The organism is Curtobacterium sp. NPDC088465 (assembly GCF_044753165.1).
In the GTDB taxonomy this organism is placed as follows: Bacteria; Actinomycetota; Actinomycetes; order Actinomycetales; family Microbacteriaceae; genus Curtobacterium.
Window position 1 is genome coordinate 38,609 of the sequence record NZ_JBIVMR010000002.1, and the last position, 20,485, is coordinate 59,093.

The following is a 20,485-nucleotide window of genomic DNA, read 5'->3' on the forward strand; positions in this document are numbered from 1 at the left end:
GTGACGGACATGGCCCAGATCGCCGTCGTCCCCGGATCCTTCGACCCCGTGACCCTCGGGCACCTCGACGTCATCGGGCGTGCTGCTCGGCTGTTCGACGAGGTGCACGTGCTCGTCGTCCACAACCCGGACAAGCAGCCCGCGATGTTCGCCGCCGCCGACCGGGTGCGGTTGATCGAGCAGTCCCTCGTCGAGACCGGGGCGCCGGACAGCGTCCGGGTCGGGGAGTGGACCTCCGGCCTGCTCGTCGACTACTGCCGACAGGTGGGTGCGGGTGTGCTCGTGAAGGGTGTGCGCTCGGGCGAGGACGTCGCGTACGAGACCCCGATGGCCATCATGAACCGGCACCTGGCCGACGTCGAGACGGTCTTCCTGCTGCCCGAGGCGTCGCGGGCGCACGTGTCGAGCTCCCTCATCCGCCAGGTCGCGACGCTCGGGGGCGACGTGACGCCCTACGTGCCCGTCGTCGTCGCGGACGCGCTGGCCGAGCACCTCGGGCGCTGACACGCCGCGTCCCGGGCGTCCTCGACGTCCGCAGGAGATCGCGGTAGACTCGTCGATCGTGTCTTCCCCCGTGAACAGCCCCTTCGCCCTGCGCGTGCGCGACCTCGCGCACCGGCCGGGCGAGATGCGCGAGCACTCGCTCGACGTCGAGGTGCCGGACGCGATGGGCGCCGGCGTCATCGCCGTGCGCGAGGGCGCCACGCTGCAGCTCGACGTGAAGCTCGAGGGCCTGCACGAGGGTGTCCTGGTCTCCGGACACGCCTCGGCCGAGGCCACGGGGGAGTGCTCGCGCTGCCTCATCGACATCAGCGAACCGGTCGAAGTCGACTTCGCCGAGCTGTTCGCGTACGATGTCTCGGAGGATTTCGACTTCTTCGTTCACGATGACCACGTGGATTGTGAACCGGTCGTTCGAGATGCGGTAGTGCTGGCGCTGCCGTTCCAGCCGGTCTGCCGGCCGGACTGCCCCGGCCTCGACCCCGACACGGGTGAGCGGCTGGCCGACCTCGGCGAGGTCACCCCGCGCGAGGTCGTCGACCCGCGTTGGGCCGCGCTGAGCGGCTTCCGGGGCGCCGACGCGGACAGCACCGACGCCGACAGCACCGACGCCGACGACAGCACCCCCACCCAGAGCCCCGAGGGCGACGGCCGCACGGCCTGACGCACCTCGACCCTGACCACCGACCAACCGAAAGAGAACCACCATGGCCGTTCCCAAGCGCAAGCAGTCCCGTGCCAACACGCACGCCCGTCGTTCGCAGTGGAAGGCCGCGCCGGTCCAGCTCGTGAAGACGATCGAGAACGGCAAGGTCACCTACAGCCTCCCGCACCGCGCGAAGGTCGTCGAGGACTCGGCCGGCACCGCCCTGTACATGGAGTACAAGGGCCGCAAGGTCGCCGACGTCTGATCGGACCGGACCACATGACAGCGACGTCCGGCGCCACGGGGTCCCGCCCCGTGGGGCCGGACGTCGTTCGTCTGCAGGGCATCCTCGACGTCCAGATCGACGCCGAGCTGCTCCAGCTCGCCCTCACGCACCGCTCGTACGCCTACGAGCACGGGGGCATCAAGCACAACGAGCGCCTCGAGTTCCTCGGGGACTCCATCCTCGGCCAGGCCGTGACCGTGAAGCTCTTCCGGTCGTTCCCCGACCTCGACGAAGGTGAGCTCGCCAAGCGGCGCGCCAGCCTCGTCTCGACGGTCGCCCTGGCCGAGATCGCCCGCATGATCGGGCTCGGCTCCTACCTGCGCCTCGGCAAGGGCGAGGAGCAGACCGGCGGCCGGGGCAAGGCGTCGATCCTGGCCGACACGGTCGAGGCCGTCATCGGTGCGACGTTCCTGTCCGCGGGCCCCGACGCCGCGACGGACCTGGTGCTGCGACTGGTCGAGCCGCTGCTCGTCGACCCGGACCGCTTCGGCGCCGCCATGGACCCGAAGACGAGCCTGCAGGAGCTCGCCGCGAGCCTGTCCCTCGGCAACCCGGCCTACCGGGTGACCGAAGAGGGCCCCGACCACGACAAGACCTTCCACGCGACGGTCGTGCTGCAGGGCGAGGACGTGTCGACGGGGTCCGGCACCAGCAAGAAGACCGCCGAGATGGCCGCCGCGCTCGAGGCGTGGACGCGGCTCTCCGGCCGGGCGGCCTGACCGCGTGCCCGAACTCCCCGAGGTCGAGGTCGTCCGCGCCGGCCTCGAACCCGCCGTCAGCGGTGCCCGCGTGCTGCACGTCGACGTGGTCGACGACCGCGCACTCACCCGGCACGACGGCCCGGCCGAGGACTTCGCCGAACGCCTGACCGACCGCACGATCGCCGCGGCCGTGCGCCGTGGCAAGTTCATGTGGTTCCCCCTCGTTCCCGAGCGCGACGGCGACCGACCCGAGGCACTCGTCACCCACCTGGGGATGTCCGGTCAGGTCCTGCTCGGCCGCGACCGACCGGCCGCGAGGCACCGCCGCATCCTGATCGACGTGCAGCCGACGGGGACCGACCGCGACGGCCGTCCCGAGCAGCCGGTCGCGCTGGAGTTCGTCGATCAGCGGACCTTCGGCTCAATGGCGATCGATGCCATGGTGCCGACCGTCGACGGCGCCCCGGCCGGGTCCGCCGGTGCGGTCGACGCCCACGACCCCGACGCGCCGTGGCGGAGGAGCATCCCGACCCAGGTGTCGCACATCGCGCGGGACCCGCTCGACCCGGCGTTCGACGACGACCGCTTCGTCGCGATGGCGCGGAAGCGCTCGAGCGGCATCAAGCGTGTCCTGCTCGACCAGGGCGTGGTGAGCGGCATCGGCAACATCTACGCCGACGAGTCGCTCTGGGCCGCGCAGCTGCACTTCGACCGTCCGGCCGACCGTCTGCCGCGGGCCGACCTGCACCGGCTCCTGGCCGAGGTCCGCAGCGTGCTCGCGCGTGCCCTCGAGGACGGCGGCACGAGCTTCGACGCGCAGTACGTGAACGTCAACGGGCAGTCCGGGTACTTCTCGCAGCGTCTCGCGGTGTACGGGCAGCAGGGGAAGCCGTGCCCGCGCTGCGGCACGACCATCGTGCGCGAGGCCTTCATGAACCGGTCGAGCCACCGGTGCCCCGTGTGCCAACCCGCTCCGCGCCGACGCAGGCGTTAGCCTGACGCGCAACCGAGCACCCGGAGACCCGCATGTACTTGAAGAGCCTGACCATCAAGGGGTTCAAGTCCTTCGCGCAGCCGACGACGTTCGCGTTCGAGCCCGGCGTCACCTGCATCGTCGGCCCGAACGGCTCGGGCAAGTCGAACGTGGTGGACGCCCTCGCCTGGGTGATGGGGGAGCAGGGCGCGAAGACCCTCCGCGGCGGCAAGATGGAGGACGTCATCTTCGCAGGCACCTCGACGCGCGGTCCGCTCGGTCGCGCGCAGGTGCTCCTGACCATCGACAACACCGACGGCCTGCTGCCGATCGAGTACTCCGAGGTGACGATCGCCCGCACGCTCTTCCGGAACGGTGGCAGCGAGTACGCCATCAACGGCGAGAACTGTCGGCTGCTCGACGTGCAGGAACTCCTGAGCGACACCGGGCTCGGTCGCGAGATGCACGTGATCGTCGGGCAGGGCCAGCTCGACAAGGTGCTGCACGCCACCCCGGAGGACCGCCGCGGCTTCATCGAGGAGGCCGCCGGGATCCTCAAGCACCGGCGTCGCAAGGAGAAGACGCTCCGCAAGCTCGACGCCATGCAGACGAACCTGACGCGGTTGTCCGACCTCGCGGGGGAGATCCGTCGGCAGCTGAAGCCGCTCGGTCGGCAGGCCGAGGTCGCGCGCAAGGCGCAGTCCGTCGCCGCGGTGGCCCGCGACGCCAAGGCCCGCCTCCTGGCCGACGAGGTCGTCCGGCTGCGCCGTGAGCTCCACGAGCACCAGGAGGTCGAGACGGGCCGGAAGTCCGAGCGCATCGTCCTGCAGGAGCGCCTCGACCAGACCCGTGCCCGGCAGCAGCAGGTCGAGCAGAGCATGGTCGGTGACGCCGTCGACCGCGCCCGGACCGTCGTGCACCGGCTGGAGAGCGTGCAGGAGCGGCTCCGCGGGCTGTCGAGCCTGGCGAACCAGCGCTTGATGTTCCTCGCCCAGCAGGCCGACGCGCCGCAGCAGGGCCCCACGATCACGCCGGAGCGGGTGCAGGGCGTCCGTGCCGAGGCGGACCGGCTCGAGGCCCGTGCTGCCGAGATGGCAGCCGGGTCCGGGGCAGCGGCGGCGGCCGTCGAGCAGGCGCGGGCCCGCCTGGACGCCCTCGACGAGCAGATCGCCGCGCAGGCCGCGCTCGTCTCGCAGCACGACCTCGAGGCCCAGCGCCTCCGCAACGCCGTGGACGTGCAGCGGTCGCGCCGCGCCTCCGTCGTCGCGGACCGCGAACGGCGGGCCCGGGCACTGGCCGAGGCCGAGGACCGAGCGGCGCGTGCCGCCGCGGCCCTGCACGACATCGGGGACGACCCCTCCGCCGGGGTGGACGCGGACGCACTCGCCGCCGCGCACGACACGGCGCGGCAGCGGCTCGAGGCAGCGCAGACGGCGCGCGAGACCCTGCGCGACCGGCTCCACGCCCTGGAACGCGAGCGCGACGCACTCGACGCCCGGGTCGCGGCCCTCGGCATGTCGATCGACGTCCGGGACGGGTCGCAGGCGGTGATCGACGCCCGGCGCGACGGCGTGCTCGGTCGCCTCGCCGACGCGCTGACGGTCGAGCCCGGGTTCGAGGCCTCGATCGCCACAGCGCTGGACGGGCTCGCCGACGCGGTCCTCGCCACCGACCGCGGCACCGCCCTCGCCACGGTCGCCCACGCGCGCGGCGCCGACCTCGGCCGCGTGGACGTCGTCGTCGCGGACGCGGAGCTCGACGGGCCGGGGCTCCCCGCGTCGCTGCCGCCGGGCGTGCGTCCGGCCCTCGACGTGGTGCAGGGGCCGACCGCGATCACCGCGGTGCTCCGTGCGACGCTGGTCGCGGTGGCGGACGACGTCGACCTGGAGGCCGTGCTCGCCGCCGCCCCGCACGCGACGGTCGTCACGCGGTCGGGTGACCTCGTCCGCACCGTCCGGGTGACCGGCGGTGGCGCGCGCACGGTCTCCCGCATCGAGCTCGTGGCGGAACGCGACGACGCGCAGGCCCGCCGTGACGCGGTCGCGGCGGACGCGGCGGACGCGGCCACGGGCCTCCAGGCCGCTCGCCAGGAGGTCGAGGACGTGCGCCGCCGTGCCGACGAGGCCGATCGCGCGCTGCGCGCGCACACCGCGGCGGTCGCCGACTACGACCGCTCCAGTGCCGCGGTCCGCGCCGGGGCGGAGAACGCCGCGGCCGAGGTGGAACGTCTGCGCGCCGCCCTGGGCGAGACGGACGGTGCGGTCGAGGCGGTCGACGCCGCGCTGGCCGGGGCCGAGGACGCGCTGCGGGGGTTCGAGGAGCGACCGCGACCCGTCGTCGACGCGTCCGGGCGCCCGGCGCTGCAGGACGCCGTCGAGTCCGCGCGGGCCGCGGAGATCGAGCAGCGCATCCAGGTGGAGACCGTGCGGGAGCGGGCCCGGTCGGAGCGGAACCGTGCGGCCGGTCTGCAGCGGCAGCTCGAGGCGGAGCGTGCGGCTGCGGAGGAGGCAGCGCGGCTCGCGGTGATCCGGCGCGGACAGATCGCCGTCGCCGAGGGGGTGCTCGCCGACCTGCCGGGCGTGCTCGGCGCGGTCGACCGGTCGCTCGCCGAGGCCCGGGTGCAGCTCGCGACCGAGGAGGCCGAGCGCACGAAGCGGAACACCGAGCTGCAGGTCGTCCGCAACGAGGAGCGCGAGCTCCGCGAGCGGCTGCAGACCATCACCGACGGCGTGCACTCGCTCGAGATGGAGATCTACGAGAAGAAGCTGCACGTGTCCGGCGTGCTCGACCGCGCGCAGAGCGACCTCGGGCTGAACGAGGCCGTGCTCGTCGCGGAGTACGGGCCGGACGTGCCGGTGCCGGTGGACGTCCTGGTCGACCCACGGGTGCTCGCGCGTCGGCACCGCGAGGCCGACCGGGCACGGGCGGCGGCGGAGGCCGCAGCGGCGCCCGACGCGGACGCTCCCGATGGCGACGCCGCCACGACCGCCGTCGCCGATGTCGACGCCGATGTCGATGTCGACGCCGACCTGCCCGGGCTCGTCGACGCCGAGTCGACACTGCCGGGCGGTCCGGCGCTGCCCGAGCTCGACACCACCGACGAGGTCGACCCCGCCGACGTCGAGACGGTGCCGTACGTCCGCGCGGAGCAGGAGCAGCGGCTCGCAGCGGCGGAGCGGGACCTCGGCCGGCTCGGCAAGGTGAACCCCCTCGCGCTCGAGGAGTTCCAGGCGCTCGAGCAGCGGCACGCCTTCCTCGCGGAGCAGCTCGACGACCTGCAGAAGACCCGGACCGACCTCCTCACCATCATCGAGGAGCTCGACACGAAGATGCAGACGATCTTCGAGGCGGCGTACAACGACACGAAGGCCGCGTTCGACGTGATCTTCCCGATCCTGTTCCCGGGCGGCACGGGATCGATCACGCTGACGGACCCCGACGACATGCTCGCGACGGGGCTCGACGTCCAGGTGAAGCCCGCGGGCAAGAAGATCGACCGGTTGACGCTCCTGTCGGGCGGTGAACGCTCGCTCGCGGCGGTGGCCCTGCTCGTGGCGATCTTCACCGCCAGGCCGTCGCCGTTCTACATCATGGACGAGGTCGAGGCGGCGCTCGACGACGCCAACCTCGGGCGGCTGCTCACCGTGTTCGAGCGACTGCGGGAGTCGTCGCAGCTCATCGTGATCACGCACCAGAAGCGCACGATGGAGATCGCCGACGCGCTGTACGGCGTCTCGATGCGGCAGGACGGCGTGTCCGCCGTGGTCGGCCAGCGCGTGCAGCGGCGCGAGCCCGCGGCCGCGGCCGTCGCGTAGCGCGCCCGCGCCGCGCTGGCGCGCTGGCGGCCGCACGGCGAGACTCGGCTCGGCGGGCACGTTCGTGACGGGGACACCGCGAAACCGTCCGCTGGAGCGAGTCTCGGGGTGCGGAGACGGACGGGAGGCGCGGTGCCAGCCGGCACCGTCCTCCCTCGCAGGCTCGGTCGGCGCGCCCCGCGCAACGCTTCGCGTTGCCGCTGAGCGGGGCGCGCCCGTCCGCCACGTGGTCGCGACTACTTCGCGTCGGCCTCCACGGCCTCCTTCGGCTCGCCCGTCGGGGTCAGGCCGCGCTCCTGGCGCTTCTTCGAGACGATGAGCGAGGCGGCCGTGGCCACCGCGATCGTCAGCGCGATGAAGCTCAGCGAGAACCAGATCGGGATCTCCGGGGCCCACTCGATGTGCTCGCCGCCGTTGATGAAGGGCAGCTCGTTGACGTGCATGGCGTGGAAGACGAGCTTGACGCCGATGAAGGCGAGGATGACCGCCAGGCCCTGACCGAGGTAGATGAGGCGCTCGAGCAGCCCCGCGATGAGGAAGTACAGCTGACGCAGACCCAGCAGGGAGAACGCGTTGGCGGTGAACACGATGAACGCGTCCTGCGTCAGACCGAAGATCGCGGGGATCGAGTCCAGGGCGAACAGCACGTCGGTGAGGCCGATCGCGACCATGACGAGCAGCATCGGGGTGAACATGCGCTTGCCGTCGACACGGGCCGTGAGCTTGTCACCGTGGTAGTCGTCCGTGGTCGGGATGATGCGACGCAGGACACGGATGAGCTTCGAGTCGCCCTCGGTCTCGTCGTGCCCGCCGCCCTTCGCCTGCGACCAGGCGAGCCAGAACAGCAGCGCGCCGAACAGGTAGAAGACCCACGAGAAGTTCTCGATGATCGTGACGCCGAGGGCGATGAAGACGCCTCGGGCGACGAGGGCGATCGCGACGCCGACCAGCAGGACCTTCTGCTGGAACTCCTTCGGCACCGCGAAGCTCGACATGATGATGAGGAAGACGAACAGGTTGTCGACCGACAGGGCCTTCTCGGTCAACCAGCCGGCGAAGTACTCGCCACCGGCCTGACCGCCGCCGAAGACCAGGATCCCGACACCGAACAGGATCGCGAGCCCGACGTAGAACGCCGACCAGAACGCGGACTCCTTGATGTGCGGGACGTGCGGCGTCCGCACGTGCGAGTAGAAGTCGAACACCAGCAGCGCGAGGATGCCCGCGATGGTGAGGAGCCAGACGAAGAGGGGAACGTCCAATGGATGTCCTTCAGGTTCGGGGCGTCCCGCGGAGCGGGTACGCCGATGCCTGAAGGTCTCCTCCGCCGTGTCGACCGACTGGTCGGACACGACCGGCGTCCCGGGTCTGGATCGTCCCAGACCGTACTGACGGGTGCGCCGCGCGGGAGTACTCCCCTTCAGGAACCGAGGATACCGGGCGCAGCGCCCACTGGTCGCGCCCTAAGCTGGGAGCATGGCGAGTTCCTGGTCACTGTCCACCCGTCTGCGCGGCCTGTTCCAGCGGAAGACCATCGACGAGACCACGTGGGACGATCTCGAGACCGCGTTGATCGGTGCGGATTTCGGCCCCGACATCGCGGACGAGGTCATCGAGGACCTCCACGCCCGCGTCGACCGGTACGGCACGACGGACCCCGCCGACCTGCAGCGCATGCTCCGCGAGGTGCTCGAGGAGCGCCTGTCGAAGCTCGACACGACCCTCAAGCTCAGCAACCGCCCGGCGGTCGTGCTCGTCGTCGGCGTCAACGGCGTCGGCAAGACCACGACGATCGGCAAGTTCGCGAAGTTCCTCAAGACCTACGACCGCACGGTCGTGGTCGGCGCGGCGGACACGTTCCGCGCGGCGGCGGTCCAGCAGGTCGCGACGTGGGCGCAGCGCGCCGGGGTCGAGGTCGTCCGACCGGCGCAGCCCGGCCAGGACCCGGCCTCGGTGGCGTACCAGACGGTCGAGAAGGCCATGCGCGACGGCACCGAGATCGTCGTGATCGACACCGCCGGCCGACTGCACACCAAGGCCGGCCTGATGGACGAGCTCGGCAAGATCAAGCGCGTCGTCGAGAAGCAGACCGAGATCGCCGAGGTGCTGCTCGTCCTGGACGCCACCACCGGGCAGAACGGTCTCGCCCAGGCGCAGGCCTTCATCGAGGGTGCCGGCGTCACCGGACTCGTCATCACCAAGCTCGACGGATCGGCCAAGGCCGGCTTCGTGCTCAGCGTGCAGGAGAAGACCGGCATCCCCATCAAGCTCATCGGGCAGGGTGAGGGCATCAACGACCTCACCGGCTTCACCCCGCACGTCTTCGTCCAGAACCTGGTCGGTTGAGCGCCGTGGTGTCGTCCGCGACCGCGCCGTCCACGACCGGCGGGCGAGGGACCCGACCGCCGGCCACCGTCTCGGTGCTCGAGGTCGTCGTGATGTGCGTGGTCGCGGTCGGGCTGACGATCGGCAGCCTGGTGCACAAGCTGCAGTGCGCCGCCCCCGGGGTCGACTTCGTGACCGCCACCCGCAAGGCCTGCTTCGCGGACACCGTGAGCCTGTTCTCCAGTCGCGAGCTCGCGTCGCACGTGTTCCCGTACGTGCAGCCGCTCGGCGAGAACGGGCTGCCGCCGGGGAGCCTCGAGTACCCGACGCTCAGCGGGATCTGGGCGTGGCTGAGCGCGCTGCCGGTGAGCTCGCTGCACGGGTTCCTCGTGGTCACCGCGCTGACCTTCGTGCCCGTGGTCGTCGTCACCGTCGTGGCGCTGGCCCGCGTCGCCGGACGCCGGGCGTGGTTCTTCGCGGCCACGCCGCCGCTCTTCCTCTACGCGCTCTACAACTGGGACCTGCTCCCGGTGATGTGCACGGTCGTCGCGATCGCGGTGGCGGTCTGGTGGCCGGCCGGGCGGTCGCTGGTGTGGCGGGCCGTCGTCGTCGGTGCGCTGTTCGGTCTCGGCGGTGCCTTCAAGCTGTACCCGCTCGTCTTCGTCGCGCCGTTCGTCCTCGCCCTGCTCGTCGACGCGACCGCGTCGTGGGGCGATCGCGTGCGCCGTGCCCTCGGCGCGGTGGCGGGCTCGGTGGGCGTGGTCCTCGTGGCGAACCTGCCGTTCGTGCTCATCAACGCCGAGTCGTGGTTCTCCGTGATCCGCTACCAGGGCATCCGGAACATCGACGGGGCGACGCTCTCGGTCTGGTACTACGCCTTCCAGCCGTGGTCGGCCGAGGACTCGCCCGCGTTCCAGCACACGCTGAACCTGCTGGCGACCGGAGCGACGGCGGTGGCACTGCTCGCGGTGCTGGTCACCGGGTTCGTCCTCGGGGTCCGTCGCGGTCGCATGCCCTGGATCGAGACCAGCGCGGCGCTCCTCTGCGCCTACCTGGTCGCGAACAAGGTGGACTCGCTGCAGTACGCGCTCTGGCTCGCGCCGTTCTTCGTGTTCGTCCGGATCCGCAGCGGTTGGGTGATCGCCTACCTGGCCGCGAACACGCTGCTCTTCGCCGGGTGGTTCCGGCACATCTACCTGCAGGCGATCGGGACCACCGTGCGGACCTACGCGGACGAGGCGATGTCGATCGGTGTCTGGGCGCAGATCGTCCTGCTCCCGATCCTGGCGGTCGTGTTCCTGCGCAGCCGGGCGGTGGACCGCGACGACGAGGTGTCGGCGGTGCACGGAGCGCCGGAGCCGCAGCGGACGCCCACGCCGAGCGCGTGAACGCGCGCGCGATCGCCGGCAGCAGCAGCGTCCGTCCGGCCGGCGGGGTCGCCGCCGTCGAGCTCGTCGTGATGTGCGTGGTCGCCGTCGGCCTGACCGTCGGGAGCCTGTTCCAGAAGCTGCAGTGCGCGGGCGAGGGTCTCGACCTGGCGTACGTGACACGGCACGCCTGCCTCGGCGACACCCTGAGCCTCTGGGGCATCCGCGACCTCGCATCGCACGTGTTCCCCTACGTCGGGCCGCTGACCACCCGCGGCCTGCCGCCCGGCACGCTCGAGTACCCGACCCTCACCGGCCTGTGGGCCTGGCTCAGCGCCCTGCCGGTCGGGTCCAGCCGCGGGTTCCTCGTGGTGACGGCGCTCACGTTCGTGCCGGTGGTGGTGGTCGTGACCGTCCTCCTCGCCCGGATGGCCGGCCGGCGCGCGTGGATCTTCGCCGCGACACCGCCGCTGTTCCTCTACGCGCTCTACAACTGGGACCTGCTCACCGTGGTGTGCACGACCGCGGGCGTCTTCGCCGCGGTGCGGTGGCCGGCCGGACGTGCGCCGGTGTGGCGTGCCGTCGTGGTGGGCGCGCTGTTCGGCCTCGGCGGAGCGTTCAAGCTGTACCCGCTCGCGTTCGTGGCACCGTTCGTCCTCGCACTCCTCGTGGACGCCGGGCCGTCCCGGCCGGACCGGGTCCGTCGTGCCGCCGGGGCGGTGGCCGGCGCGCTCGGCGTGGTCCTCGCCGCGAACCTGCCGTTCGTGCTCGTCAACGCCACGTCGTGGTTCTCCGTGATCCGCTTCCAGGGCACCCGGGACATCGACCCGAGCACCCTGTCGGTCTGGTACTGGGCGCTGCAGCCGTGGTCCGCGCAGAGCAGCCCGGAGGTCCAGCTCCGACTCAACCTACTCTCGACGGCGGCGACCGCCGTGGCCGTGCTGGCCGTGCTCGCCGTCGGTCTGGTCATCGGGCTCCGGCGCGGCCGCATGCCCTGGATCGAGACGAGCGCGGCGCTGCTGTGTGCGTACCTCGTCACGAACAAGGTCGACTCGCTGCAGTACGTGCTCTGGTTGACGCCGTTCTTCGCCGTCGTGCGGATCCGCCTCGGGTGGGTGGTGGCCTACGTGACCGCGAACCTGCTGCTCTTCGTCGGGTGGTTCCACTCGTTCGCGCTGAAGGCCGTGGGCGTCTCCGCCCGGACCTGGGCGGACGAGGCGCAGACCATCGGGATCTGGGGGCAGATCGTCCTGCTGCCGATCCTGGCGGTGGTGTTCCTGCGGAGCCGTGCGGTGGACCGCGACGCGGACCTCCCGGGGCCGGATCCCCGACCGGGGGCAGCTGCCGGGCTCCGTGCTCGGGGAACGGCGTCGCCGGCTCGCGAGTAGCGTCCGCTTCGGCCCGGGCGTCCGCTCGGTCTCGTTCCAGGGATTGGAGACCCTCATGCCCGCACTGCTGATCATCGCGATCATCGTCGGCCTCGTCCTGCTCTTCAGCGGCATCTTCGTCGGTGCGCTGAAGTTCCTGCTCTGGGTGGGCATCGTGCTCATCCTGCTGGCGGTCATCGGCTGGCTCCTCCGGAGCATCCGCGGTCGCGCGTAGCGTCGGCCGGTCACGTCGGACGTGACCACGGACGGACGGGAGGCCCGGTACCAGCTGGTACCGGGCCTCCCGTCCGTCCGTCGGTCGCCGGATCGGCGCTACACGGCCTGGCGACCCGGGGTCGCCTCGAGCAGGTGGGCGAGGTGCGGCGGCACCGTGCCGCCGCGCGCAACGGTGGCGCGTGCCCACAGCCGTCCGGCTCGGTAGGACGAGCGCACGAGCGGACCGGCGAGCACACCCGCGAAGCCGATGTCCTCGGCGATCTCGCGCAGGTCGACGAACTCCTCCGGCGTCACCCACCGCGCGACGGGCAGGTGCCGCGGCGACGGACGGAGGTACTGCGTCAGCGTGATGATGTCGGTACCCGCCTCGTGCAGCTGCTCGAGTGCGTCGACGACCTCGTGCCGTTCCTCGCCCATGCCGAGGATGAGGTTCGACTTCGTCACCAGGCCCGCGTCGCGGCCCTGCGTGAGGACGTCGAGCGAGCGCTCGAAGCGGAACGCGGGCCGGATGCGCTTGAAGATCCGGGGGACCGTCTCGACGTTGTGCGCGAAGACCTCCGGGCGGGCGTCGAACACCTGCCCGAGCTGGTCGGGGCGGCCGTTGAAGTCCGGCACGAGGATCTCGACGCCGGTGCCGGGGGAGTGCTCGTGGACCTGTCGGATGGTCTCCGCGTAGAGCCAGGCGCCGCCGTCGTCGAGGTCGTCCCGGGCGACCCCGGTCACGGTCGCGTACTTGAGGCCCATCGACACGACCGAGTCCGCCACACGCCGGGGTTCGCCCCGGTCGAGCGGGCTCGGCTTGCCGGTGTCGATCTGGCAGAAGTCGCAGCGCCGGGTGCACTGCGAGCCGCCGATCAGGAAGGTGGCCTCCCGGTCCTCCCAGCACTCGAAGATGTTCGGGCAGCCGGCCTCCTGGCAGACGGTGTGCAGCTGCTTGTCCCGGACCAGTGCGGAGAGGTCCCGGAACTCCGGGCCCTGCGTCGCGCGGGTCTTGATCCAGGCGGGCTTCGTCTCGATGGGTGTCGCGGCGTTGCGGGCCTCGACCCGGAGCATGCGGCGGCCGTCGGGGGCGAGGGTCATGCGGCGACCTCCTGTCGCGTGGTGCTGCTGATGCGGTGACCGGCGTGCATGCCGTCGACCGCCTGCTGGATCCGCGGCCCGACGAGGGCGGCGACCTCGTCGACCGTGACGTGGCGGCCGGTCGCGCGGCTGAGGGTTGTGACGCCCGCGTCGGCGATGCCGCACGGGACGATCGCGCCGTAGGGGGCGAGGTCGTTGTCGCAGTTGACCGCGATGCCGTGGCTCGAGACGTGCTCGGCGACGTGCAGGCCGATCGCGCCCACCTTGTCGTGCGGGCCGCCGCCCGGTCGGCGCACCCAGACACCGCTGCGCCCGTCGACCCGTTCGGCGGTGACCCCGACCGAGGCCGCCGCGTCGAGGACGACCTGCTCGAGGTCGCGGACCCACGCGACGACGTCGAGCGGGTCGGCGAGCCGGACGATCGGGTAGGCCACGAGCTGCCCCGGCCCGTGCCACGTGATGCGTCCGCCCCGGTCGACGTCGACGACCGGGGACCCGTCGGTCGGCAGGTCAGCGGCTTCGGTGCGGCGCCCGGCCGTGTAGACGCTCGGGTGCTCGCAGGGCACGACGACGCCGGGGGAGCGGCCGGCGACGACGTCGGCGTGGAACGACCGCTGGACGGCGAGGCCCTCCTCGTAGTCGAGGAGCCCGGGCCAGCGGATGATCTCGAGCTGGGGCACGTCGAGCACGCTACCCCGGTTCCTGGACGCAGTCCAACAACCGGGCGGTGGGCGGTCCGGGGCGGTCGGAGGTGGCCCTGTAGAATCGTCGGACCATGGCACAATTCGGCTCACTCTCCGATCGGCTGACCGAGACCTTCCGCAACCTGCGGAGCAAGGGTCGTCTGTCCCCGTCCGACGTCGACGGCACCGTCCGCGAGATCCGCCGGGCCCTGCTCGACGCGGACGTTGCGCTCGAGGTCGTCAAGGCCTTCACCGCCTCGGTGCGGGAACGTGCGCTCTCGGACGAGGTCAACAAGGCGCTCAACCCCGCGCAGCAGGTCGTCCAGATCGTCAACGAGGAACTCGTCGGCATCCTCGGCGGCCAGCAGCGCCGACTCGAGTTCGCGAAGCGACCGCCGACCGTGATCATGCTCGCGGGCCTCCAGGGCGCCGGCAAGACGACGCTCGCGGGCAAGCTCGGCAAGTGGCTCAAGAAGGACGGCCACACGCCGATGCTCGTCGCAGCGGACCTCCAGCGTCCCAACGCCGTGCAGCAGCTCCAGGTCGTGGGCGAGCAGGCCGGCGTGCACGTGTTCGCTCCCGAGCCCGGCAACGGCGTCGGCGACCCGGTCAAGGTCGCGAAGAACGCGATCAAGGCCGCGGTCGACCAGCAGTACGACACCGTCATCGTGGACACCGCCGGTCGACTCGGTGTCGACGCCGAGCTCATGAAGCAGGCGGCGAACATCCGCAAGGCCGTCGACCCGGACGAGGTCCTGTTCGTCATCGACGCGATGATCGGTCAGGACGCCGTCGCGACCGCTCGCGCCTTCCAGGAGGGCGTCGACTTCACCGGTGTCGTCCTGTCCAAGCTCGACGGCGACGCCCGCGGTGGTGCGGCCCTGTCGGTCGCCAGCGTCACGGGCCGCCCGATCATGTTCGCGTCCACGGGCGAGGGGCTCGACGACTTCGAGCCGTTCCACCCGGACCGCATGGCGAGCCGCATCCTCGACCTCGGCGACATCCTGTCGCTCATCGAGCAGGCGCAGTCCGCGTTCGACGAGGACGAGGCGCGCAAGGTCGCCGAGAAGATCGCGACCGACTCGTTCACGCTGAACGACTTCCTCGCGCAGATGCAGCAGCTCCGCAAGGCCGGCTCGATCAAGGGCATGCTCGGCATGCTCCCGGGCGCCAAGGGCATGCGCGAGGCGCTCGACAACTTCGACGAGAGCGAGATCGTCCGGACCGAGGCGATCATCCAGTCGATGACGAAGCAGGAGCGCGAGCTCCCGAAGCTCCTCAACGGCTCGCGTCGACTCCGCATCGCGAAGGGTTCCGGCACCACGGTGACCGAGGTCAACGCGCTCGTCAACCGCTTCGAGCAGGCAGCGAAGATGATGCGCACCGTCGCCCGTGGTGGCGTGCCGCAGATGCCGGGCATGGGGCCGATCCCGGGCATGCACGGCGGCAAGAAGAAGCAGCAGCAGGGCGGCGCCAAGAAGAAGAAGGTCGGCAACCCCGCCAAGCGCGCGGCGCTCGCGTCGGGTGCGGCGGCCCAGCCGCAGCAGCAGGCACCCACCGGGTCCAGTCTCGGACTCGGCGGTCCGAAGGGCGGCAAGGCGCCCACCGAGGAAGAGCTGGCCAGCCTGCAGAAGTTCCTCGGCCGCTAGACGCGACCCATGACGGACGGGAGGCCCGGTACCAGCTGGTACCGGGCCTCCCGTCCGTTCCGTGGTGTCGTCTAGAGCGACTCCCGCAGCTCCGTCACCAGGTGGCGGACCACCGCGCGGAGGTCCCCGCCGTTCTCCTGCGCCACCCGCAGCTGCCGCTGGTACGACGCGCCGTCGGCGATCATCGTGTCCAGGTGGTGCAGCTCCTGCTGGCAGCCCAGCCGGCCGGCGATCGGGTCGAGCCGCTGAACCAGGTCGTGGACCTCGTCGGTGACCAGGCGCTCGTGGCCGGCGGCGTCGGTGATGATCTCGGCCTCCATGCCGTATCGGGCCGCGCGCCACTTGTTCTCGCGGATGAACCACGGCTGCATCGACGGCAGCGTCTCGCCGCGGTCGAGGCGGTCCGAGAGTGCGGTGACGAGGCACTGGACGAACGCGGTCACGGCACCGACCTCGTGGAGGGTCGAGATGCCGTCGGACACGCGGTTCTCGAGCGTCCCCCACCCCGGCGACGGGCGGATGTCCCAGCGCAGGTCCTTGAACCCGTCGATCACACCGGTCTTCGTCAGGTCGTCGACGACGGTCTCGAAGCCGGTCCAGTCGTCGATGCCCGGCGGCAGGCCGCCGGTGGGGAGCTGCTGGAACATGAGGGCACGGTTCGAGGCGTACCCGGTGTCGGTCCCGCCCCAGAACGGGCTCGACGCGGTGAACGCCTGCAGGTGCGGGACGTACGCGAGCATCGCGTTCATGATCGGGACCGCCTTGTCGCGGTCGTCGATCCCCACGTGCACGTGCACGCCCCAGATGAGCATCTGCCGACCCCACCAGCGCGTGCGGTCGATCAGCGTGGTGTAGTGCTCGCTGTCCGCCGTGATCTCCTGCTGGTCCCACTGCGCGAACGGGTGGGTGCCGGAGCACATCACCTGCGCGTCGAGCGGTTCGGCGGCGTCGATCACCTCGCCGATGATGCCCGCGAGCTCGCTCGTCGCCCCACCGACGGTGTCGTGCACCCCCGTGACCACCTCGACGGTGTTCGTGAGGAGTTCCTCGGTCACCCGGTCGGGATCGCCGAGGCGCTCCTGCACGGCGGAGAGCACGGCGGGGGCACGGGGCGCGAGGTCGCCGGTGCCGCGGTCGACCAGCGGGAGCTCCCACTCGACGCCGAGGGTCGACGGGCGGGACTCGGTGAAGCGGATGTCCATGGGGCCATCCTGCCCGTCGGCTTGGAGGGTCGGCACAAGGAGTTCGGTCCCGGGCACGTCGTCCGGCAGAGTGGTCGCCATGAGCAGCGTTGCCGTGCCCGACCTCGCAGTCCTCTCCTCGTCCTGGAACCTCGGACCGCTCCACCTGCGGAACCGGGTGGTGATGGGGTCGATGCACACCGGGCTCGAGGTCCTCGACGACGGCGGTGCCGCGATGGCCGCGTTCTACCGCGAGCGCGCGGCGGGCGGCGTCGGCTGCATCGTCACCGGCGGGATCGCGATCAGCGACGAGGCCCGTGGTGGTCCGGACTTCGCGGTGTTCGGCAGCGGGGGCGCGGACGACCGGTTCCGGGTCGCCGTCGCGGCCGTGCACGACGAGGGCGGAGCCGTGCTCGCCCAGCTCTTCCACGCCGGCCGGTACGCCCTCGCGAACGGCCTGGTCGACCGGTACGGCCGACCCCAGCGCGTGGTGGCTCCGTCGGCGCTGCCGTGGGCGGCGGCGCGCGGGGTCCAGCCGATCGCGCTCACCGACGCCGAGGTCCGCCGGACGATCGACGACTTCGCCGCCGCCGCCCGGTCTGCCGCGGCGATCGGCTTCGACGGCGTCGAGATCATGGCGTCCGAGGGCTACCTGGTCAACCAGTTCCAGTCGCCGCTGACGAACCTCCGCGACGACGACTGGGGTGGGGACGCCGAGCGACGCCGCCGCTTCGCGATCGAGGTCGTCCGGGCCGTCCGCACCGCCGTGCCCGACCTGGCCGTCACGATCCGGCTGTCCGGTGCCGACCTCATGCCCGGGTCGACGACGGACGCCGAGGTCGACGCGCTCGTGCACGACCTGCTGCCGCTGGGCCTCGACGGGATCTCGGTCGGCATCGGTTGGCACGAGTCGCGCACGCCGACCGTGCAGGCCGCGGTGCCGCACGGCGCGTGGCTGGCGTACGCCGAGCGGGTCGCGGGCGTGGTCCGCGAGTCCGCGCACCCCGAGGTGCAGGTGATCGCGTCGAACCGGATGACCGACCTGCGCGACGGCGAGGCGGTGCTCCGCGGCGGGCAGGTCGACGCCGTGGCCCTCGCCCGTCCGTTCCTCGCGGACCCGGACATCGTCCGCCGGTCGCTCGACGGTCGCTTCGACCTGGTGAACACCTGCATCGGCTGCAACCAGGCGTGCCTCGACCACTCCATCGTCGGACGGCCCGTGTCCTGCCTCGTGAACCCCCGCGCCGGCCGCGAGCTGACCATGCCGCTCCGGCCGACCGTCGAGCCGAAGCGCGTCGACGTGGTCGGCGGTGGCCCGGCCGGGCTGGCTGCCGCGGTGGACGCCGCGCGGCGCGGGCACGCCGTGACGCTGTGGGAGGCGACCGACGCCCTCGGCGGGCAGTTCGCCCTGGCCGCGGCGATCCCCGGCAAGGAGGACTACGCCGCGACCGTCCGGGCGGCGCGGGCCGAGCTCGACGACCGCGGGGCGACCGTGCACACCGGCCGTGCCGCCACCGTCGCCGACCTGCTCGACAGCGACGCCGTGGTGCTCGCGGCAGGGGTCGTGCCCCGCGTGCTGGACGTCCCGGGCGCCGAGCTGCCCCACGTGGTGTCCTACGAGGACGCCCTGCGCGACGGGGTCCCGCCCGGCACCGTCGCGGTGGTCGGCGGCGGCGGCATCGGGGTCGACACGGCGGCCTTCCTGGTCGAGTCGCCCGACGAGGCGGTGCGCGCGGCGGAGTTCGCGGCGCGGTGGGACGTCACCGTCGCCGACGACCTGGTCGGCGACGTCCCGCAACGGCTTCCCGCGGTGGCACGGACGCTCCGCCCCGGCGCCGACGTCACGGTGCTCCGTCGGTCCGGGAAGTTCGGCCAGGGGATCGGCATCACCTCGCGCTGGGTGGCGGTCGGACGACTGCGCGACGCCGGGGTGCGGATGGTCGGCGGGGTGCAGGAGTACCTGCGCATCGAGCCCGGGACGCTGTGGATCCGGGACGAGGACGGTCGGGAGACCGCGGTACCGGCCGACCACGTCGTCGTGTGCGCCGGGCAGGAACGTGCACCCGCGGTCGAGGGCGACGAGGCCGAGGACGCGTCGGGGGTCGCCGTCGCAGGGGGAGGGCTCGCACCGGGCCTGGCTGCCGCGGGGGTGCCGTACGCCGTCGTCGGCGGTGCCCGGGACGCCAGGAGCGTCGACGCGGTCCGTGCCACGAGCGAGGCGATCGAGGCCGTGCGCGCCCTCGCACCGTGACGACACGGCGGCCACGGCGCGTCCCGGCTCGCTTCTCCGGCGGAAACCTGCAAGAATGAACGGTCGAATCGCGTCTGCTCGACCCTCTATCCAGCAGGTCGCGACTTCCTTCGAGCTTCCACCGCGCGTGCCCCCACGCCCGCGGTTCCGGTTCAACCACAACAACACGCAACAGGAGTAATTGTGGCTGTCAAGATCCGTCTCAAGCGTCTCGGCAAGATCCGTGCGCCCTACTACCGCATCGTCGTCGCCGACTCGCGCACCAAGCGCGACGGTCGTGTGATCGAGGAGATCGGTCAGTACCACCCGACCGAGGAGCCCTCGGTCATCAAGATCGAGTCCGAGCGTGCGCTCTACTGGCTCGGCGTCGGCGCGCAGCCGACCGAGCAGGTCGCGGCGCTCCTCAAGCTCACCGGCGACTGGGGCAAGTTCAAGGGCGAGGGCAACACCGAGTCCACCGTCAAGGTCGCCGAGCCGAAGCAGGCCTTCGTCGCGGACACTGCCAAGAAGGCCGTCCTGAAGCCGAAGTCGGAGAAGACGGCCCCCGCCGCCGCTCCGGCCGAGTCGGCCGACGACGCCGCAGAGACGACCGAGGCCTGATTCCTTGCTCGACTCTGCGCTGACGCACCTCGTCAAGGGGATCGTCGATCACCCGGACGACGTCCGCGTCGCCAGTTCCACCTCTGCGCGTGGCGAGGTCCTCGAGGTGCGTGTGCACCCCGAGGACCTCGGTCGCGTGATCGGTCGCGCCGGACGGACCGCAAAGGCGCTCCGCACCCTCGTCTCGGCTCTCGCCGACGGCAAGCGGGTGCGGGTCGACGTGGTCGACACCGATTCCTAGGGAGACGACCCAACTCCGGGTGGGTCGCATCACGAAGGCGCACGGGCTCAAGGGCGGCATCAAGCTCGAGCTCTACACCGACGACCCGGATCGTCGGTTCACGCCGGGGGCGGAGTTCACGCTCCAGGTCCCCTCGGACTCGCCGTGGTCGGGCAAGACCCTGACCATCGACGAGCTCCGCTGGTACAACGGCCACCCGGTCGCCTTCTTCGAGGGCGTCGCGGACCGCACCGCCGCTGAGTCCCTCGCGCGGGCGATCCTCTGGGTCGAGCAGGACGCCGACGCCGAGACCGGTGAGGACGACGCCTGGTACGACCACCAGCTGGTCGGCTTGCGCGTGCTCCGCGACGGCGTCGAGGTCGGTACGGTCGCCCGCGTCGACCACCTGCCCGCGCAGGACCTGCTCGCGATCGACACCCCGTCGCGCGGCGAGGTCCTGGTGCCGTTCGTCTCGGCGATCGTGCCGACGGTCGACATCACGGCCGGGACCGTCACGGTGACGCCCCCGACGGGACTGTTCGAGGACCCCGAGGACACCTCGCGGCCCGAGACGGTCACGCCGACCGACCGCGAGGGCTGATC

The 20,485-nt window shown here is 71.9% G+C and carries 19 protein-coding genes; 15 read left to right on the plus strand and 4 right to left on the minus strand.

All coding sequences use genetic code 11. The features are described 5' to 3' along the window. Window positions 1-9: 9 nt before the first annotated feature. The 6 genes from coaD to ACIP6W_RS07570 all read left to right on the plus strand — a co-directional run bounded on the left by coaD (window position 10) and on the right by ACIP6W_RS07570 (window position 6,922). A complete protein-coding gene (coaD, locus tag ACIP6W_RS07545) occupies window positions 10-504 on the plus strand; it encodes a pantetheine-phosphate adenylyltransferase (protein ID WP_066654861.1) in 495 nt (164 codons plus the stop codon). Window positions 505-574: 70 nt separating this feature from the next. Beyond that, entirely contained in the window at window positions 575-1,165 is a 591-nt protein-coding gene (locus ACIP6W_RS07550; protein WP_400429648.1) for a YceD family protein, read from the plus strand. A 43-nt stretch (window positions 1,166-1,208) separates the two neighbouring features. Continuing rightward, window positions 1,209-1,412: a 50S ribosomal protein L32 gene (rpmF, locus tag ACIP6W_RS07555; RefSeq protein ID WP_058728177.1), complete on the plus strand. Its 204-nt coding sequence runs from the start codon at window positions 1,209-1,211 to the stop codon at window positions 1,410-1,412. A gap of 14 nt (window positions 1,413-1,426) precedes the next feature. Beyond that, window positions 1,427-2,152, plus strand: coding sequence for a ribonuclease III (gene rnc / locus ACIP6W_RS07560; RefSeq protein WP_066654858.1), 726 nt, complete (start codon window positions 1,427-1,429; stop codon window positions 2,150-2,152). A gap of 4 nt (window positions 2,153-2,156) precedes the next feature. After that, window positions 2,157-3,128: a bifunctional DNA-formamidopyrimidine glycosylase/DNA-(apurinic or apyrimidinic site) lyase gene (gene mutM / locus ACIP6W_RS07565; RefSeq protein ID WP_400428911.1), complete on the plus strand. Its 972-nt coding sequence runs from the start codon at window positions 2,157-2,159 to the stop codon at window positions 3,126-3,128. Between the two features lie 32 nt (window positions 3,129-3,160). Then, on the plus strand, window positions 3,161-6,922 hold the full coding sequence (locus ACIP6W_RS07570; RefSeq protein WP_400428913.1) for a chromosome segregation SMC family protein: 3,762 nt from the start codon (window positions 3,161-3,163) through the stop codon (window positions 6,920-6,922). Between the two features lie 236 nt (window positions 6,923-7,158). Here the strand turns inward: ACIP6W_RS07570 and ACIP6W_RS07575 are convergent, their stop codons facing one another. Continuing rightward, a complete protein-coding gene (locus tag ACIP6W_RS07575) occupies window positions 7,159-8,184 on the minus strand; it encodes a TerC family protein (RefSeq protein WP_400428914.1) in 1,026 nt (341 codons plus the stop codon). A gap of 214 nt (window positions 8,185-8,398) precedes the next feature. Between ACIP6W_RS07575 and ftsY the strand changes: the two genes are divergently transcribed. The 4 genes from ftsY to ACIP6W_RS07595 are packed head-to-tail and all read left to right on the plus strand — an operon-like array spanning window position 8,399 to window position 12,216. After that, window positions 8,399-9,268, plus strand: a complete 870-nt coding sequence (ftsY, locus tag ACIP6W_RS07580; protein ID WP_400428916.1) for a signal recognition particle-docking protein FtsY — start codon at window positions 8,399-8,401, stop codon at window positions 9,266-9,268. Then, a complete protein-coding gene (locus tag ACIP6W_RS07585) occupies window positions 9,265-10,635 on the plus strand; it encodes a hypothetical protein (RefSeq protein WP_400428918.1) in 1,371 nt (456 codons plus the stop codon). Before ftsY ends, ACIP6W_RS07585 begins: the two co-directional genes overlap by 4 nt. Then, window positions 10,632-12,002 carry a hypothetical protein gene (locus ACIP6W_RS07590; protein WP_400428920.1) on the plus strand — a complete coding sequence of 457 codons (1,371 nt, stop codon included), beginning with the start codon at window positions 10,632-10,634 and terminating at the stop codon, window positions 12,000-12,002. The genes ACIP6W_RS07585 and ACIP6W_RS07590 overlap by 4 nt, the downstream gene beginning before the upstream one ends. Before the next feature lie 55 nt (window positions 12,003-12,057). Then, window positions 12,058-12,216 (plus strand): DUF4175 domain-containing protein, encoded by a 159-nt coding sequence (locus ACIP6W_RS07595; RefSeq protein ID WP_137767577.1) that lies wholly within the window; start codon window positions 12,058-12,060, stop codon window positions 12,214-12,216. 98 nt (window positions 12,217-12,314) lie between these two features. On the opposite strand, the gene lipA is transcribed toward ACIP6W_RS07595, so the two are convergent. Together lipA and lipB are read right to left on the minus strand one after the other, a co-directional pair. After that, window positions 12,315-13,298 carry a lipoyl synthase gene (lipA, locus tag ACIP6W_RS07600; RefSeq protein ID WP_209682212.1) on the minus strand — a complete coding sequence of 328 codons (984 nt, stop codon included), beginning with the start codon at window positions 13,296-13,298 and terminating at the stop codon, window positions 12,315-12,317. Continuing rightward, window positions 13,295-13,987 carry a lipoyl(octanoyl) transferase LipB gene (lipB, locus tag ACIP6W_RS07605; protein WP_400428923.1) on the minus strand — a complete coding sequence of 231 codons (693 nt, stop codon included), beginning with the start codon at window positions 13,985-13,987 and terminating at the stop codon, window positions 13,295-13,297. The genes lipA and lipB overlap by 4 nt, the downstream gene beginning before the upstream one ends. 86 nt (window positions 13,988-14,073) lie before the next feature. Here lipB and ffh point away from each other — a divergent pair, with 86 nt between their 5' ends. Next, the gene (ffh, locus tag ACIP6W_RS07610) at window positions 14,074-15,630 is read left to right on the plus strand and encodes a signal recognition particle protein (RefSeq protein WP_400428925.1); all 1,557 of its coding nucleotides are present in this window, start codon (window positions 14,074-14,076) and stop codon (window positions 15,628-15,630) included. Window positions 15,631-15,701: 71 nt separating this feature from the next. Here ffh and ACIP6W_RS07615 read toward each other — a convergent pair whose 3' ends face one another. After that, window positions 15,702-16,832 carry a glutamate--cysteine ligase gene (locus ACIP6W_RS07615; protein ID WP_251159680.1) on the minus strand — a complete coding sequence of 377 codons (1,131 nt, stop codon included), beginning with the start codon at window positions 16,830-16,832 and terminating at the stop codon, window positions 15,702-15,704. Between the two features lie 79 nt (window positions 16,833-16,911). Between ACIP6W_RS07615 and ACIP6W_RS07620 the strand changes: the two genes are divergently transcribed. The 4 genes from ACIP6W_RS07620 to rimM all read left to right on the plus strand — a co-directional run bounded on the left by ACIP6W_RS07620 (window position 16,912) and on the right by rimM (window position 20,483). Continuing rightward, a complete protein-coding gene (locus tag ACIP6W_RS07620; protein ID WP_400428927.1) occupies window positions 16,912-19,062 on the plus strand; it encodes an FAD-dependent oxidoreductase in 2,151 nt (716 codons plus the stop codon). A gap of 183 nt (window positions 19,063-19,245) precedes the next feature. After that, a complete protein-coding gene (gene rpsP / locus ACIP6W_RS07625) occupies window positions 19,246-19,662 on the plus strand; it encodes a 30S ribosomal protein S16 (protein WP_066654835.1) in 417 nt (138 codons plus the stop codon). Window positions 19,663-19,666: 4 nt separating this feature from the next. Then, on the plus strand, window positions 19,667-19,903 hold the full coding sequence (locus ACIP6W_RS07630; protein WP_058730104.1) for an RNA-binding protein: 237 nt from the start codon (window positions 19,667-19,669) through the stop codon (window positions 19,901-19,903). Between the two features lie 19 nt (window positions 19,904-19,922). Then, the gene (gene rimM, locus ACIP6W_RS07635; protein WP_307810335.1) at window positions 19,923-20,483 is read left to right on the plus strand and encodes a ribosome maturation factor RimM; all 561 of its coding nucleotides are present in this window, start codon (window positions 19,923-19,925) and stop codon (window positions 20,481-20,483) included. Window positions 20,484-20,485 lie beyond the last annotated feature (2 nt).

Bases quoted from the DNA above. Each gene is read 5' to 3' on its own strand.
- coaD (WP_066654861.1), top strand. From the start codon at position 10: ATGGCCCAGATCGCCGTCGTCCCCGGATCCTTCGACCCCGTGACCCTC.
- rpmF (WP_058728177.1), top strand. From the start codon at position 1,209: ATGGCCGTTCCCAAGCGCAAGCAGTCCCGTGCCAACACGCACGCCCGT.
- rnc (WP_066654858.1), top strand. From the start codon at position 1,427: ATGACAGCGACGTCCGGCGCCACGGGGTCCCGCCCCGTGGGGCCGGAC.
- ACIP6W_RS07570 (WP_400428913.1), top strand. From the start codon at position 3,161: ATGTACTTGAAGAGCCTGACCATCAAGGGGTTCAAGTCCTTCGCGCAG.
- ftsY (WP_400428916.1), top strand. From the start codon at position 8,399: ATGGCGAGTTCCTGGTCACTGTCCACCCGTCTGCGCGGCCTGTTCCAG.
- ACIP6W_RS07595 (WP_137767577.1), top strand. From the start codon at position 12,058: ATGCCCGCACTGCTGATCATCGCGATCATCGTCGGCCTCGTCCTGCTC.
- lipA (WP_209682212.1), bottom strand. From the start codon at position 13,298: ATGACCCTCGCCCCCGACGGCCGCCGCATGCTCCGGGTCGAGGCCCGC.
- ffh (WP_400428925.1), top strand. From the start codon at position 14,074: ATGGCACAATTCGGCTCACTCTCCGATCGGCTGACCGAGACCTTCCGC.
- ACIP6W_RS07615 (WP_251159680.1), bottom strand. From the start codon at position 16,832: ATGGACATCCGCTTCACCGAGTCCCGCCCGTCGACCCTCGGCGTCGAG.
- ACIP6W_RS07620 (WP_400428927.1), top strand. From the start codon at position 16,912: ATGAGCAGCGTTGCCGTGCCCGACCTCGCAGTCCTCTCCTCGTCCTGG.